The 14,522-nt window shown below is 72.0% G+C and carries 13 protein-coding genes and 1 riboswitch; of the genes, 3 read left to right on the top strand and 10 right to left on the bottom strand.

The features are described 5' to 3' along the window. Positions 1–35: 35 nt before the first annotated feature. Positions 36–689 (top strand): uridine kinase, encoded by a 654-nt coding sequence (locus tag ACFVGS_RS26550; protein ID WP_385693961.1) that lies wholly within the window; start codon positions 36–38, stop codon positions 687–689. Positions 690–995: 306 nt separating this feature from the next. After that, the gene (locus tag ACFVGS_RS26545) at positions 996–2,885 is read left to right on the top strand and encodes an AAA family ATPase (RefSeq protein WP_385693958.1); all 1,890 of its coding nucleotides are present in this window, start codon (positions 996–998) and stop codon (positions 2,883–2,885) included. Between the two features lie 69 nt (positions 2,886–2,954). Here the strand turns inward: ACFVGS_RS26545 and ACFVGS_RS26540 are convergent, their stop codons facing one another. The 10 genes from ACFVGS_RS26540 to ribD all read right to left on the bottom strand — a co-directional run bounded on the left by ACFVGS_RS26540 (position 2,955) and on the right by ribD (position 11,478). Beyond that, positions 2,955–4,046 (bottom strand): hemolysin family protein, encoded by a 1,092-nt coding sequence (locus ACFVGS_RS26540; RefSeq protein WP_384421043.1) that lies wholly within the window; start codon positions 4,044–4,046, stop codon positions 2,955–2,957. Continuing rightward, on the bottom strand, positions 4,043–5,383 hold the full coding sequence (locus tag ACFVGS_RS26535; protein WP_384421045.1) for a hemolysin family protein: 1,341 nt from the start codon (positions 5,381–5,383) through the stop codon (positions 4,043–4,045). Before ACFVGS_RS26535 ends, ACFVGS_RS26540 begins: the two co-directional genes overlap by 4 nt. A gap of 243 nt (positions 5,384–5,626) precedes the next feature. Further along, entirely contained in the window at positions 5,627–6,079 is a 453-nt protein-coding gene (locus ACFVGS_RS26530) for a PH domain-containing protein (protein ID WP_384421047.1), read from the bottom strand. A gap of 62 nt (positions 6,080–6,141) precedes the next feature. Continuing rightward, complete coding sequence (gene hisG / locus ACFVGS_RS26525) at positions 6,142–6,990, bottom strand: ATP phosphoribosyltransferase (RefSeq protein WP_384421049.1); 849 nt, start codon at positions 6,988–6,990, stop codon at positions 6,142–6,144. Positions 6,991–7,044: 54 nt separating this feature from the next. Next, a complete protein-coding gene (locus tag ACFVGS_RS26520) occupies positions 7,045–7,317 on the bottom strand; it encodes a phosphoribosyl-ATP diphosphatase (RefSeq protein ID WP_116162050.1) in 273 nt (90 codons plus the stop codon). Positions 7,318–7,350: 33 nt separating this feature from the next. After that, positions 7,351–7,836: a 6,7-dimethyl-8-ribityllumazine synthase gene (ribH, locus tag ACFVGS_RS26515; RefSeq protein WP_384421051.1), complete on the bottom strand. Its 486-nt coding sequence runs from the start codon at positions 7,834–7,836 to the stop codon at positions 7,351–7,353. Positions 7,837–7,869: 33 nt separating this feature from the next. Further along, positions 7,870–9,147 (bottom strand): bifunctional 3,4-dihydroxy-2-butanone-4-phosphate synthase/GTP cyclohydrolase II, encoded by a 1,278-nt coding sequence (locus tag ACFVGS_RS26510; protein ID WP_385693953.1) that lies wholly within the window; start codon positions 9,145–9,147, stop codon positions 7,870–7,872. Continuing rightward, complete coding sequence (locus ACFVGS_RS26505) at positions 9,144–9,782, bottom strand: nicotinamide riboside transporter PnuC (protein WP_385693951.1); 639 nt, start codon at positions 9,780–9,782, stop codon at positions 9,144–9,146. Before ACFVGS_RS26505 ends, ACFVGS_RS26510 begins: the two co-directional genes overlap by 4 nt. Beyond that, complete coding sequence (locus ACFVGS_RS26500; protein WP_385693948.1) at positions 9,779–10,387, bottom strand: riboflavin synthase; 609 nt, start codon at positions 10,385–10,387, stop codon at positions 9,779–9,781. The genes ACFVGS_RS26505 and ACFVGS_RS26500 overlap by 4 nt, the downstream gene beginning before the upstream one ends. Before the next feature lie 2 nt (positions 10,388–10,389). Next, on the bottom strand, positions 10,390–11,478 hold the full coding sequence (ribD, locus tag ACFVGS_RS26495) for a bifunctional diaminohydroxyphosphoribosylaminopyrimidine deaminase/5-amino-6-(5-phosphoribosylamino)uracil reductase RibD (RefSeq protein WP_385693945.1): 1,089 nt from the start codon (positions 11,476–11,478) through the stop codon (positions 10,390–10,392). A gap of 175 nt (positions 11,479–11,653) precedes the next feature. After that, positions 11,654–11,783: riboswitch (FMN riboswitch) on the bottom strand. 263 nt (positions 11,784–12,046) lie between these two features. On the opposite strand from ribD, the gene ACFVGS_RS26490 reads away from it, so the two are divergent. Further along, positions 12,047–14,422 carry a chitinase C-terminal domain-containing protein gene (locus ACFVGS_RS26490; RefSeq protein ID WP_385693942.1) on the top strand — a complete coding sequence of 792 codons (2,376 nt, stop codon included), beginning with the start codon at positions 12,047–12,049 and terminating at the stop codon, positions 14,420–14,422. Positions 14,423–14,522: the final 100 nt, after the last annotated feature.

The raw sequence follows: 14,522 nt of genomic DNA, 5'->3' as shown, positions 1-14,522 counted from the left end.
CCTGGGCCCCCGGCCCGCTCCCCTACCCTGAAGCCATGACCGATCTCGACCGGACCGACCGCACCGGCCTCGGCCGCGCGGCCGCCGCGCTGCGGCTGCCGGCGCCCTCGTGCGGGCCGGTGCGGCTCGTCGCGGTCGACGGGCACGCCGGTTCGGGGAAGTCCACGCTGGCCGCCCGGCTCGCCGCCGTGCTCGGCGGTGCTCCCGTGCTCCATCTCGACGACCTCGCCACCCACGAGGAGCTCTTCGCGTGGACCGGGCGGATGCTCGGCGAGGTGATCGGGCCGCTCTCCCGTGGCGAGACGGCGCTGTATCACCCGTACGACTGGAATCTGCGTGCCTTCGGTCCGCCGCGGACGCTGGACCCGGCACCGGTGGTGCTCTTGGAGGGCGTGGGAGCCGGGCGGCGGGCGCTGCGGCCGTTCCTGGCGCGGCTGCTGTGGATGGAGCGCGTTCCCGAGGAGTCCTGGGTGCGCGGGCGGCGCCGCGACGGGCCGGCGCTCTCCGGTTTCTGGGACGAATGGACCGTGGCGGAGACTCGCCACTTCGCCGAGGACCCGTCGCGGCCCTTCGCCGACACCTTGGTACGGGAGTGCACTGAGGGGTACGAGTGGCTGCCCGGGCCTCGTGTGACAGCGGGCCCCGACCAGATCATCACCCACCGTGACGAGTCCCCGGCCGCAAACTGAGTGGGCGGAAGTCCACTTCCGCAAGTGCCTCAACTCGGCTTGACCCAAGGGGCGTACAGGTCTTACGTTCTCAATGTGCGGCTCTCCGGAGTCGCCGCGGACGCGAAGCCCCCGGTTGTTCCCCCGTGATCGGGGGCTTCGTTCCGCCCCCGCGCTCACCGAGGGTCACCGACGGTGAGCGGGCCGCGGATCGTGTCGATCACGACGGATCGCCTTCTTCTCCCTCATCACGCACCCTCTGCGCAGGTACGATGCCCCTCGGTGCGGTCAATTCCCGTCCACGTGTAGACGGTTGTGGGGGACCCGATGGACTTCGGCACACAGGGCGCGCATGCCCCCGCCGAGCTCGCCTGGCTGCGCGGAGTCGACGCCTACACGATGGGCGCCTATCCGCAGGCCGAGGAGGAGTTCCGCACGGCGGTGCGCATCGACCCCGGCATGGCCGACGGCTGGCTCGGTCTGCACGCGCTGCGCGTGGACACCACGACCGCACTGCTGCGGATGTACCGCAACCGCGAGCGCTTCGGCGAGCAGCGGGCCCGGCACCGCAGGAACCTCAACTCCTGGTACTGGCTCGGCTGGTGGGTGCAGCCGGTGCTCGAGAGCCCGCGCGACCTGCTGCTCGCCCACGCCTCGCACTGGCTCGACGGCCGGCACGTGCCGGAGCTCGACCGGGCACTCGTCGGGCTGCCGCCGGTCGACGCCGACCCCCAGGTCCGCTTCCTGCACGCCTGCCGCTCCTACCTGGTCAAGGACTGGGAGCAGCTGGTGCGGCACACCGAGCCGCTGGTCGACGACCCGCTCCTGGGCATCGAGGCGGGGCTCTTCGGCGGGATGGCCCGGGTGCGCCTGGAGATGTACGGGCAGGCCGAGCCGCTGCTCGCGACGGCCCTGATGCGCTGCCGCAGCGAGCAGCCGCAGCGCAAGGAGCTGCGCTACTGGCTCGCGCGGGCGCACGAGGGCACCGGCAGGACCGCCGCCGCGATGCCGCTCTACCGCGCGGTGCACCGGATCGATCCGGCGTTCATGGACACCGCCGCGCGGCTCGCCGCCATCGCCGAGTACGACGGTTTCGAGGGCCCGGACGATCCGGTGGGGCTCGCGCCGGCCATGTACGGAGGGTTCGGCCAGGACACGGTGGACGGCGAGCGGGCCGACGTCGAGGCCCCGGCCGGCGACGGCCTGCTGCTCAGGCCCGAGGCCGGGCCGCCGCCCGCGCCGCCGGAGCCGCCCGACGTCGTGCGCCAGAAGGCGGCGGTCCCGGCGCAGCCTGCGTCGCCCCGCTTCCCGGCCGGCTCCACCGACCCGGCGCTGCTCGCCGAGGCGCTGGCGGAGCTGGAGCGGATGGTCGGCATGGAGCCGGTCAAGCGACAGGTGAAGGCCCTGTCGGCGCAGCTGGAGATGGCCCGGCTGCGCGCCGGTCAGGGCCTGCCGGTCCAGCCGCCGAAACGTCACTTTGTCTTCTCCGGTCCCTCGGGCACCGGCAAGACCACCGTCGCCCGCATTCTCGGCCGGGTCTTCTACGCGCTGGGCCTGCTCGGCGGGGACCATCTGGTGGAGGCCCAGCGGGCCGATCTGGTCGGCGAGTACCTGGGCCAGACCGCGGTCAAGGCCAACGAGCTGATCGACTCGGCGGTCGGCGGGGTGCTCTTCGTCGACGAGGCCTACGCGCTCTCCAACAGCGGCTACAGCAAGGGCGACGCCTACGGCGACGAGGCCCTTCAGGTGCTCCTCAAGCGCGCCGAGGACAACCGCGACCACCTCGTGGTGATCCTGGCCGGCTATCCGGAGGGCATGGACCGGCTGCTCGCCGCGAACCCGGGGCTCTCCTCCCGGTTCACCACCCGGGTCGACTTCCCGTCGTACCGCCCGCTCGAACTCACCGAGATCGGCAAGGTCCTCGCCGCGGCGAACGGCGACGGCTGGGACGAGGAGGCCCTGGAGGAGCTGCGCTCGATCAGCGGGCACGTCGTCGACCAGGGCTGGATCGACGAGCTCGGCAACGGCCGCTTCCTGCGCACGCTGTACGAGAAGTCCTGCGCGTACCGCGATCTGCGGCTGTCCGGCTACGGAACCACGCCGTCCCGCGAGGACCTGGCCACGCTGCGCCTGCCGGACCTGATGCAGGCGTACGGCGAGGTGCTGTCCGGCCGGGGCCCCATGGACCGCGGCCCGCAGGAGCCGCCGGGCGGCTGACCGGCGGCCCGCGACGGCGACGGAGGGCCCGTCCGGTCCGCATTCCGGCCGGACGGGCCATCCACGGGCTCAGCCCGTGAGCACCGGCGCGGGCGGCTGCGGCTGCGGCGGGCCCGAGGGGTGCCGCACCGGCGGTCCGACGCGGTGCGCCGGGTCGCGGACCTCGCCGACCAGCATCTCCAGCACGTCCTCCAGGGCGACGAGGCCGAGCACCCGGCCGGAGGCGTCCGCCACCTGCGCCAGATGGGTCGCGGCCCGGCGCATCACGGTGAGCGCGTCGTCCAGCGGCAGCTCGGCCCGCAGCGTGGCCATCGGGCGCCACACCTGCTGGGGCACCGCCCGCTCCCGCTCCTCCAGGTCAAGGACGTCCTTCACGTGCACGAAGCCCATGAAGGTGCCCCGGCCCTCGGCCCGTACCGGGAAGCGGGAGTATCCGGTCCGCACGGTCAGTTCCTCGATGTCCCGCGGGGTGACCGACGGGGGCACGGTGACGAGCGAGGCCGAGGGGATGAGGACGTCGGTGACCGGGCGGGTGCCCAGTTCCAGGGCGTCCTCCAGGCGCTCCTGCTCGGCCGGGTCGAGCAGTCCGGCCTGGCCGGCGTCCTCCACGAGCCTTCCGAGCTGGGTGCTGGTGAAGACGGCCTCCACCTCGTCCTTCGGCTCGACCTTGAAGGCCTTGAGGACGAGACCCGCGCACGCGCCGAGGGCCCGGGTGACCGGCCGGCAGAGCCGGGCGAAGCCGACCAGGCCGGGTCCGAGCAGCAGCGCGGTGCGTTCGGGATCGGCCATCGCCAGGTTCTTCGGGACCATCTCGCCGATGACCAGGTGGAGGAAGACCACCGCGGCGAGCGCGATCACGTACCCGAGCGGGTGGACGAGGCCTTCCGGCACGGCCACGGCGTGGAAGACCGGTTCGAGCAGCCGGGCCACGGTCGGCTCGGCGACCGCGCCGAGCGTCAGCGACGCGACGGTGATGCCGAACTGGGCGGCCGCCATCATCTGCGGCAGGTTCTCCAGGCCGTACAGGACCTGGCGGGCCCGCTTGCCGCCGAGCGGCTCGATCTGGCTGCGGCGTACGGACACGAGCGCGAACTCGGCGCCGACGAAGAACCCGTTCGCCAGCACCAGCAGGAGGGCGAGGAGCAGAGGGAGCAGACTCATCGGGCCGCCTCCACGGCGACGGGCACCGGGGCGGTGCGCATGATCCGCACCCGTTCGGCGCGGTAGCGGTCGACCTGGCGCACCGAGAGCCGCCAGCCGGGCAGCTCGGCCCGGTCGCCCGGGGCGGGGATGCGCCCGAGCAGATCGGCGACGAGCCCGGCGACCGTCTCGTACGGGCCGTCGGGCACGTCGAGTCCTATCCGGTGCAGGGTGTGCACGCGGCAGGAGCCGTCGGCCTCCCAGACCTGCGAGCCGTCGTCGCAGGGCACGGCGGCCAGTTCCGGCCGGGCGTCGGCGGCGGTGTCGTGCTCGTCGCGGACCTCGCCGACGAGCTCCTCGACGATGTCCTCCAGGGTGACCACGCCGGCGGTGCCGCCGTACTCGTCGACGACGACCGCTATGGGCTGTTCGCGGCGCAGCCGTTCCAGCAGGGCCTGGGCGGGCAGCGACTCGGGGACGAGCAGCGGCGGTACGGCGATCCGGGCCACGGAGGTCCGGTGCCGCTCGTGCGGGACGACGGCGAGCGCGTCCTTGAGGTGGACCATGCCGACGATCTCGTCGATCCGCTCGCGGTAGACGGGGAACCGGGACAGGCCGGTGGCCCGGGTGAGGTTGAGGACGTCGGCCGCGGTGGCGTCCGACTGGAGGGAGCTCATCCGCACCCGCGGGGTCATGACCTGCTCGGCGGTGAGCCCGCCGAGGGACAGGGTGCGGACGAAGAGGTCGGCGGTGTCCTGTTCCAGGGCGCCGGCCAGGGCCGAGTGGCGGGCCAGGGAGACCAGCTCGCCGGGGGTGCGGACCGAGTCCAGCTCGTCGGCCGGCTCCACGCCGAACAGCCGGACGAGCCGGTTGGCGACGGCGTTGAGCAGGGAGATCACCGGCCGGAACAGGCTCGCGAAGGCGTGCTGCGGTCCGGCGACGAACCGGGCCACCTGGAGCGGCCGGGAGACCGCCCAGTTCTTCGGCACGAGCTCGCCGACCACCATCTGCACGGCGGAGGCGAGCAGCATGCCCACGAGCACGGAGATGCCGGAGACGGCCCCTTCGGGCAGTCCGGTGGCGGTGAGCGGCCCGTCCAGCAGCCGGGCGAGCGCGGGCTCGGCGAGCATGCCGGTGACCAGCGAGGTGATGGTGATGCCGAGCTGGGTGCCGGAGAGCTGGAAGGACAGCTCGCGCAGGGCGCGGACGACTCCGCGGGCCCTGCGGTCGCCTTCGGCGGCGGCGCGCTCGGCCTCGGCGCGTTCGACGGTGACGAGGCCGAACTCGGCGGCCACGAAGAAGCCGTTGGCGAGAATCAGCAGGAAGGCCGCTGCGAGGAGCAGCAGGGAAACGATCATGCCGCCGCCTCGGGTGAGAGGGCGGCGCAGGTACTACCGGACGATCCGTCCATTGCCGGAGGGAGTCACTCCTCGGGTCGAAGGGTGGCCTCGCGGGACGCCTGGCGGGCGGCCCTGCACAAGCGAGGCGGTGGTGCCGCTCGGCACCACCGCCACCAGATTAGCCAGCCCCGCACCGGCACGGGCAGGGGGTCGGCCCCGTATGGGGGACGGATCGGGGTCCCTGCCCGGGTCCGGCCGGGGTCAGCGGGACTCCGCGCCCGTGCCCCTGCTCTCGGCGAGCGCGCGCAGCGCCCGGGCGTCGCGGATGGCCTGCTCCTTGGCGATTCCCGGCTGGATGCCGAGGGCCGGCAGGCTGGTGCCGTCGCTCAGGTCGAGGAAGACCCAGGCGTCGCCGGGGCGCAGATTGACCTTGAGGATCTCGGCCCACGCCAGTCGGCGTGTCCGGGTGATGTTGACGACCGTCACGCCCTCGTCGTCGGCGACGACCTTGGGCCGGCTCAGCAGCACCAGGACGCCCAGGAACATCGCGGCGGTGAAGACGAAGCTGGCCCGCTCCCCCGGTCCCAGCTTCTCCAGCATCAGCCCGACGGCGGTGATGACGACGAACATCGCCACACCGGCGGTCAGCAGGACGGCCCGGGTGCGGCCCGGCCGGAAGGTGACCGGGAGGGCGGGAGCGGTGGTGTCGGACATCGGGTTCCCGGGTTTCTTGCGTGCGGGCTTTCGGGCTTGGGGTGTGCGGCGTTCTCGGGCCGTCAGAGGCGGCAGGCGTGGATGGCCGTGGTCAGGATGGCCCGGGCGCCCAGCTCGTACAGGTCGTCCATGACCTTCTGCGCCTCCTTGGCGGGGACCATGGCGCGCACGGCGACCCAGCCCTCGTTGTGCAGCGGCGAGACGGTGGGCGACTCCAGGCCGGGCGTGAGGGCGACGGCCTGCTCCAGGTGCTCGGCGCGGCAGTCGTAGTCCATCATCACGTAGCTGCGGGCGACCAGGACGCCCTGGAGGCGGCGCAGGAACTGCTGCACCTTGGGGTCGTCGGCGGTGGCGCCGGTGCGGCGGACCACGACGGCCTCGGAGGTGAGGATCGGCTCGCCGATGACCTCCAGGCCCGCGTTGCGCAGGCTGGTGCCGGTCTCGACGACGTCCGCGATGATCTCGGCGACGCCCAGCTGGATCGCGGTCTCGACGGCCCCGTCGAGGTGGACGACGGACGCGTCGACGCCCTGCTCGGCGAGGTGCTTGGCGACGATGCCCTCGTAGGAGGTGGCGATCGTCATCCCGTGGAAGTCCTCGGGGCCGCTCGCGGTGCCGGGGCGGGTGGCGTAGCGGAAGGTGGAGCGGCCGAAGTTCAGCGGCAGGATCTCCTCGGCGTTGGCGCCGGAGTCCAGGAGCAGGTCGCGGCCGGTGATGCCGATGTCGAGCCGGCCGGACGCCACGTAGATCGCGATGTCCTTGGGGCGGAGGTAGAAGAACTCCACCTCGTTGTCCGGGTCGACGGTGACGAGTTCCTTGGACTCCTTGCGCTGCCGGTAGCCCGCCTCATGGAGCATCTCCATCGCAGGTCCGGAGAGAGAACCCTTGTTGGGGACGGCGATGCGCAGCATGGGACGGGCTTCCTTTGCCTCGGATGTCGGTTTCTGGATCGGGAAGGGACGTGCTCAGAGGTGGGCGTAGACGTCGTCGAGCGAGATCCCGCGGGCGACCATCATCACCTGGACGTGGTACAGCAGCTGCGAGATCTCCTCGGCGGCGGCTTCCTTGCCTTCGTACTCGGCGGCCATCCAGACCTCGGCGGCCTCCTCGACGACCTTCTTGCCGATGGCATGGACGCCCTTGCCGACCAGTTCCGCGGTGCGGGAGGTCGCCGGGTCGCCGGTCTCGGCCTTGAGCTTGAGCTCGGCGAAGAGCTCTTCGAAGGTTTTGTTCGCCATGATGTCCTAAGAGTACGGGGTGTGAATCTGCCCTCAGCGCCAGGGTTCGCTGACCGTGCGCAGGATCGTCGCGGTGGCGACGGCGGCGGTGACGGCCTCGTGGCCCTTGTCCTCGCTGGACCCTTCCAGGCCGGCCCGGTCCAGGGCCTGCTCCTCGGTGTCACAGGTCAGGACGCCGAATCCGACGGGTACGCCGGTGTCGATCGAGACCTGGGTGAGGCCGTGGGTGACGCCCTGGCACACGTACTCGAAGTGCGGCGTCCCGCCGCGGATGACGACGCCGAGGGCCACCACGGCATCGTAGCCGCGCTCGGCGAGCACCTTCGCCACGACCGGGAGCTCGAAGCTGCCGGGGACGCGCAGCAGGGTCGGCTCCTCGATGCCCAGCTCGGCGAGGGCGCGCAGGGCGCCGTCGACGAGGCCGTCCATGATCTTCTCGTGCCACTGGGCCGCGATGACCGCGACGCGGAGGTCGCCGCAGTTCTTCACGCTGAGGACGGGTGCGCCCTTGCCGCTCATGGTTCTCCTTGGTCGGTCTCGGTACGTGCTGACTTACTGGTTGCCGCAGGTGGGGGCGGGGGTGCCGTCCAGCCAGGGCAGGTCGTGGCCCATCCGGTCCCGCTTGGTGCGCAGGTAGCGGAGGTTGTGCTCGCCCGCCTGGACCGGCATGGGCTCGCGGCCCTCGACCTTCAGGCCGTGCCGGGTGAGGGCGTCGATCTTGTCGGGGTTGTTGGTCATCAGGCGCACGCTGCGGACGCCCAGGTCGGTGAGGATCTGCGCGCCGGCCGCGTAGTCGCGGGCGTCGGCGGGCAGCCCGAGCTCCAGGTTGGCGTCGAGGGTGTCACGGCCGCGCTCCTGGAGCTCGTAGGCGCGGAGCTTGGACAGCAGGCCGATGCCGCGGCCCTCGTGGCCGCGCAGGTAGACGACGACTCCGCGGCCGGCCTCGGTGATCCGGTCCATGGAGGCCTCCAGCTGCGGGCCGCAGTCGCAGCGCAGCGAGTGGAAGACGTCTCCGGTCAGGCACTCGGAGTGGACCCGGACCAGGACGTCCTCGCCGTCCCCGACCTCGCCGTGGACCAGGGCGACGTGCTCGACCCCGTCGACGGTGGAGCGGTAGCCGTACGCGGTGAACTCGCCGTGCCGGGTGGGCAGCTGGACCTCGGCCTCGCGGCGCACGGTCGGCTCGGCGGAGCGGCGGTAGGCGATCAGGTCCTCGATGGAGATGATCGTCAGGCCGTGCTTGCGGGCGAACGGGATCAGCTCGGGCAGCCGCAGCATCACGCCGTCCTCGCCGGCGATCTCCACGATGGCGCCGGCCGGGCGGAGCCCGGCGAGCCGGGCGAGGTCGACGGCGGCCTCGGTGTGGCCGTTGCGGACCAGGACACCGCCGGACCTGGCGCGCAGCGGGAAGACGTGCCCGGGACGGACGAAGTCGCCCGGCTCGTACGTGCCGCTCGCGAGCATCCGCAGAGTGGTGGCGCGGTCGGCGGCGGAGATGCCGGTGGTGACACCGTGGGCGGCGCTCGCGTCGACGGAGACCGTGAAGGCCGTCCTCATGGACTCGGTGTTGTGGTCGACCATCTGCGGCAGCTGGAGGCGCTCCAGTTCGTCGCTCTCCATGGGCGCGCAGATCAGACCGCGGCACTCGCTCATCATGAAGGCGACGACCTCGGGCGTGGCCTTCTCCGCCGCGATGACGAGGTCGCCCTCGTTCTCGCGGTCCTCGTCGTCCACGACGACGACGGGACGGCCGGCGGCGATGTCCGCGATGGCCTGCTCGACGGGGTCGAGGACGAGCTCGGTGACGTCCCACATGGGAAGCGCGCTCATGCGTGGGCTCCTTCCAGGGCGGTGGTGGCCGTGCGCGAGCGCAGCCACCAGTCGCGCAGGCCCCACAGGACGAGCGCGCCGTAGATGACGTAGACGAAGCCGGAGAAGGCGTAGCCGTTGGCGAAGTTCAGCGGGACGCCGACCAGGTCGACGAGCAGCCAGGCGAACCAGAACTCGACCATGCCGCGGGCCTGGGCGTACATGGCGACGATGGTGCCGACGAAGATGTACGCGTCGGGCCAGGGGTCCCAGGAGAGGTTCGGGTACGCGGTGAAGAGCAGGGCGACCGCGACGGTGCCGACGGCGGCCGCGCCGGTCATGGCGGCCCGCTCGCGCCAGGTCGCGAAGCGCACGGCGATGTGGCCGTCCGCGCCCTGCCCCTTGCCTCGCTGCCACTGCCACCAGCCGAAGAGCGCCACCAGCATGACGACGACCTGCTTGCCGGCGCTGCCGGTGAGGTGGCCGAAGAAGGCGCCGAAGAGGATCAGGCCGGCGAGGAACTGCACGGGCCAGGTCCAGACGGAGCGCCGCCAGCCGAGGGCGAGGGCGACGAGGCCGAGGATGTTGCCGACCATGTCCGACCAGATGATGTGCTGGCCGAACGCGGTGAACGCCTCGGAGTTGAGCCAGTTCACTTGACGTTCTCCTGCGCGTTCGGGCCGAGCAGCCGCTCGACGTACTTGGCGATGACGTCGACCTCGAGGTTGACCGGAGCGCCGGGCTGCTTGATGCCGAGCGTGGTCAGGGCGAGGGTGGTGGGGATGAGGCTGATGGTGAACCAGTCGTCGGCGACGTCGACGACGGTGAGGCTGACGCCGTCGACGGTGATCGAGCCCTTCTCGACGACGTAGCGGGCGAGCTGGGCGGGCAGACCGACCTTGACCAGCTCCCAGTGCTCGGACGGGGTCCGCTCCAGGATCGTGCCGGTGCCGTCCACGTGGCCCTGGACGATGTGGCCGCCGAGGCGGCCGCCGACGGCCATGGGCCGCTCCAGGTTGACGCGGGAGCCGGCCTCCAGGGCGCCCAGCGAGGAGCGCTTGAGGGTCTCGGCCATCACGTCGGCGGTGAACTCGCCGTCGCCGGACTCCACGACCGTGAGACAGACGCCGTTGACGGCGATCGAGTCGCCGTGCTGGGCGCCCTCGGTCACGAGCGGGCCGCGCAGTCGGAAACGGGAGGCGTCCTCCAGCTGCTCGACGGCGACGACCTCGCCCAGCTCTTCGACGATTCCGGTGAACACGGTCAGGCTCCCTTGGGGGTCGTGACGACGGGCGTCGCGGTGATGCGGATGTCGGGTCCGATGCGCTCGGTCTCGGTGACGTCGAGCCGCAACGCGTCGGTGATGGTGGTGATTCCTGCGTCGGCGAGGGCGGCCGGGCCCGCGCCGAGGAGGACCGGGGCGAGGTAGCAGACGACCTGGTCGACGGCTCCCGCGGCGAGGAAGGCGCCCGCGAGGGTGGGGCCGCCTTCGAGGAGGACGGAGCGGACGCCGCGCGCGTGCAGGGCGTCGAGGAGGGCCGGGACGTCGAGGCCGCGCCCGGCGCGGGGCAGCCGTACGACGTCCGTGAGCGTGGTCTCGGCGTCCTCGGCGATCGCGATCAGGGTGGGGGCGGCGTCGTCGAGGACGCGGGCGCCGGGCTTCACGGCGGTCGCCTCGGTGTCGACGACGACCCGCAGCGGCTGCACGGCACCTTCGACGCCGCGGACGGCGAGGTGGGGGTCGTCGGCGCGGGCGGTGCCGGAGCCGACCACGACGGCGTCGGCCTCGGCGCGCAGGCGGTGGACGTCGGCGCGGGACTCGGCGGAGCTGATCCAGCGGGAGGTGCCGTCGGCGGCGGCGATCCGGCCGTCGAGCGTGGTGGCGTACTTCCAGCGGACGAAGGGGCGGCCGCGGCGGACGGAGGTGAGCCAGGCGAGGTTGCCGGCCTCGGCCTCGCCCTCCAGGAGGCCCTGCCCGACCTGGATCCCGGCCGCGCGCAGGGTGTCGGCGCCGCCGGTGGCCTGCGGGTTCGGGTCGCCGACGGCGTACACGACGCGGGCGACGCCGGCCTCGATCAGGGCCTGGGCGCAGGGGCCGGTGCGGCCGGTGTGGTTGCAGGGTTCCAGGGTGACGTACGCGGTGCCGCCGCGGGCCTGCGCACCGGCCGCGCGCAGGGCGTGGACCTCGGCGTGGGGGCCGCCGGCGCGCTGGTGCCAGCCTTCGCCGACGGTCCGGCCGGAGGCGTCCGTGACGACGCAGCCGACGACCGGGTTGGGGCTGGTGGAGCCGAGACCGCGGGCGGCGAGCGCGACGGCGCGTCGCATGGCGGTGATGTCGGCCTGGGTGGCCACCGGGTCCTCCTGCCTCTTCGGGCACGGACTCCGGGGCCTGTCGATGACGACAGAGAGCGGGTACGACGCCTCGCGCAGGGTGTGCCGAGGCCGGGTCCTCCGGTGCGCCGCGACCCGGGAACGGGTACGGCGACCAGCGGACGTACGGCCGACGCACCCCTGGTGGGGTCGCCCGCCGCGCACTGCCTCCCATCCGGACTTTCACCGTCGGTCCAGGAATCTCACCTGGTCAACCGGCCGCTGGCTGCGGACGGGTCGCGGACTATACCGCCGGTTCGGAATTACACCGACCCCGGAGTGCGCTGCTGCTGATACAGGGCCAGTGTGCCACGGCCGGGAACCGGCCATGCGGGTGAGGCCCTGTGGGCTGGCTCACAACCCGCCATGCCCCTGCCAGACCCTGTCACGAAATCCTTCGTTGGTCCAGACCTATTGACGCACTGGTCTAGTCCTCTTAATCTCCGTGTCACCTCCGAGGTACGGCCCGCCGGCGTGCGCACTCCACGGGCCCCAACACGACCCACCCCCTTGTTCGTTGTGTTCCACGCCACCTCCTTGGAGGAAGACCGTGTTGTCCCCCACCCCCAAGAGGGCCTCGCTGCTCGCGTCCGGCGCCGCCGTCGCCGGGCTGCTGATCAGCTCCCTCGCCGCCGGCGGCGTCTCGTACGCCGCCGACAACGAGAGCTGTCGCCCCGACGGGCTCTACAAGACGCCCGGCGTCGACGTCCCGTACTGCTCGGTCTACGACACCGAGGGCCGCGAGAAGATGGGCGCGGACCACCAGCGCCGGGTCATCGGCTACTTCACCGGCTGGCGGACCGGGAAGAACGGCGAGCCCGCCTACCTGGCCTCCGACATCCCCTGGGACAAGGTCACCCACATCAACTACGCCTTCGGCCACGTCGGCAGCGACAACAAGCTCTCCGTGGGCGCCGACGGAGCGGGCAACGCCGCCACCGGGATGACCTGGCCCGGTGTCGCGGGCGCCGAGATGGACCCGGCGTACGCCTACAAGGGCCACTTCAACCTGCTGAACAAATTCAAGAAGCAGCACCCGAACGTCAGGACGCTGATCTCGGTCGGCGGCTGGGCGGAGACCGGCGGCTACTTCGACGACAACGGCAACCGGGTGAACTCCGGCGGCTTCTACTCGATGGCGACCAACGCCGACGGGTCGGTCAACCAGGCCGGGATCGACACGTTCGCCAACTCGGCCGTCGACTTCATCAGGAAGTACGGCTTCAACGGCGTCGACATCGACTACGAGTACCCGACGACCATGAAGGACGCGGGCAACCCGCTCGACTGGCAGCTCGCCAACGCGCGCCGCGCGGGCCTGGTCCAGGGCTACGCCGCCCTGATGAAGTCCCTGCGCGAGAAGCTCGACCGGGCCGGCGCCACCGACGGGAAGCACTACCTGCTGACCGTCGCCGCGCCCTCCTCCGGCTACCTGCTGCGCGGCATGGAGACGTTCCAGATGCAGAAGTACCTGGACTACGTCAACATCATGTCCTACGACCTGCACGGCGCCTGGAACGAGTACGTCGGCCCGAACGCCTCGCTCTTCGACGACGGCAAGGACGCCGAACTGGCCGCCGCGGGCGTCTACGGCTCCGCGCAGTACGGCTCCGTCGGCTACCTGAACACCGACTGGGCGTACCACTACTTCCGCGGCTCGATGCCGGCCGGCCGGATCAACATCGGCCTGCCGTACTACACCCGCGGCCACAAGAACGTGCAGGGCGGCACCGACGGCCTGTGGGGCAAGGCGGCCGCGACCACCTGCCCGGCCGGGGCCGGTCTGACCAAGTGCGGCGACGGCGCCGTCGGCATCGACAACCTGTGGCACGACAAGGACACCAACGGGCAGGAGTCGCCCGCCGGTTCCAACCCGATGTGGCACGCCAAGAACCTCGAGAAGGGGATCGTCGGCGACTACGTCACGAAGTACGGCTTCCCGTCGAACACGACGCTGACCGGCACCTACGCCCGCAGGTACGACTCCACGCTGGTCGCCCCGTGGCTGTGGAACGCCCAGAAGAAGGTCTTCCTGTCCACCGAGGACGAGCAGTCGGTGGCCGCGAAGGCCGACTACGTGGTCGACCGCGGCATCGGCGGCACGATGGTCTGGGAGCTGGCCGGCGACTACGGCTGGAACGCGGCCAAGGGCCAGTACGAGACGGGCTCCACGCTCACCTCGCTGATGTACGACAAGTTCAAGGCCGCCACCCCGTACGGCGCGAAGAAGAGCAACAAGGCGCTGCCGGCCCAGGCCGTGAACGTGGGCGTGGAGTTCACCGAGTTCAAGCTGGGCGACTCCAACTACCCGATCACCCCGAAGATCAAGATCACCAACAACACCGCCACCACGCTGCCGGGCGGCACGGAGTTCCAGTTCGACTACGCGACCTCGGCCCCGAACAACGCCTCCGACCAGTCCGGCTTCGGCACCAAGGTGATCAGCAGCGACCACACGGGCAGCAACGTCGGCGGCCTGAAGGGCGACTTCCACCGGGTCTCCCTGAAGCTCCCGGCCTGGCAGTCGCTGGCCCCGGGCGCGACCGTGGACCTGGCGTTCAACTACTACCTGCCGGTCTCGACCCCGTCGAACTGGACGGTGACCGTCAACGGCACGACGTACGCCCTCGCGGGTGACCTGGCGCGCGGCACGACGACGGTGGAGCCGGGCGGCTCGACCCCGACGCCGACGCCGACCGCCACGACGCCGACGCCCACCCCGACCACCACCACGTCGCCGACCCCGACGCCGACGCCGACCGGCGGCACCTGCACCGCCCCGGCGTACGTGGCGGGCCAGGTCTACACGGCGGGCAACCTCGTCTCGCACAAGGGCCGCACCTGGAAGGCCCAGTGGTGGACGCAGAACGAGGAACCGGGCACGACCGGCGAGTGGGGCGTCTGGAAGGACCAGGGCGCCTGCTGACCCGCCCGGCATGAAAACCCCCGGCGGCGGTTCTCACGGCCCTTGCCGCCGCCGGGCTCTCCCACCGCGCCGCGTCCCCCTGTCCGGGACGCGGCGCGGC

The sequence above is a fragment of the Streptomyces sp. NPDC127114 genome, from assembly GCF_042677525.1.
Lineage (GTDB): Bacteria > Actinomycetota > Actinomycetes > Streptomycetales > Streptomycetaceae > Streptomyces.
This window is presented reverse-complemented; position numbering and strand designations above follow the sequence as displayed.

Excerpts from the sequence above, each read along its gene's own strand:
- ACFVGS_RS26530 (WP_384421047.1), bottom strand. The coding sequence starts at position 6,079 with ATGTCCGACACCACCGCTCCCGCCCTCCCGGTCACCTTCCGGCCGGGC.
- ACFVGS_RS26510 (WP_385693953.1), bottom strand. The coding sequence starts at position 9,147 with ATGAGCGCGCTTCCCATGTGGGACGTCACCGAGCTCGTCCTCGACCCC.
- ACFVGS_RS26550 (WP_385693961.1), top strand. The coding sequence starts at position 36 with ATGACCGATCTCGACCGGACCGACCGCACCGGCCTCGGCCGCGCGGCC.
- ACFVGS_RS26520 (WP_116162050.1), bottom strand. The coding sequence starts at position 7,317 with ATGGCGAACAAAACCTTCGAAGAGCTCTTCGCCGAGCTCAAGCTCAAG.
- ribH (WP_384421051.1), bottom strand. The coding sequence starts at position 7,836 with ATGAGCGGCAAGGGCGCACCCGTCCTCAGCGTGAAGAACTGCGGCGAC.
- ACFVGS_RS26540 (WP_384421043.1), bottom strand. The coding sequence starts at position 4,046 with ATGAGTCTGCTCCCTCTGCTCCTCGCCCTCCTGCTGGTGCTGGCGAAC.
- ACFVGS_RS26535 (WP_384421045.1), bottom strand. The coding sequence starts at position 5,383 with ATGATCGTTTCCCTGCTGCTCCTCGCAGCGGCCTTCCTGCTGATTCTC.
- ACFVGS_RS26545 (WP_385693958.1), top strand. The coding sequence starts at position 996 with ATGGACTTCGGCACACAGGGCGCGCATGCCCCCGCCGAGCTCGCCTGG.
- hisG (WP_384421049.1), bottom strand. The coding sequence starts at position 6,990 with ATGCTGCGCATCGCCGTCCCCAACAAGGGTTCTCTCTCCGGACCTGCG.